1 protein-coding gene is annotated in these 236 nt (G+C 39.0%); it reads right to left on the reverse strand.

What is annotated here, in order from left to right; translation table 11 throughout:
- A partial coding sequence (locus ACPYOJ_RS36805) for an ATP-binding cassette domain-containing protein (protein WP_481420607.1) occupies positions 1-190 on the reverse strand: 190 nt, incomplete at its 3' end.
- Positions 191-236: the final 46 nt, after the last annotated feature.

Genomic DNA, 236 nt, shown 5'->3' on the forward strand with positions numbered 1-236 from the left:
TTACAGGATCAAATCCTGAAAACGGCTCATCGAGGATCAGCAGATTGGGTCTGTGAAGAACTGTTACAACAAACTGGATTTTTTGTGCCATTCCTTTTGAAAGCTCAGACAGTTTCTTTTTCCACCATTGGTCGATATTCAGCTTGTCAAACCATTTTCTGGCTTCATTTAAAGCATCATTTTTGCTCATTCCTTTAAGTTCTCCAAAATAAAGGAGCTGGTCTCCGATTGTCATA

It is taken from the genome of Rhizobium sp. SVR5-9E (genome assembly GCF_056755095.1).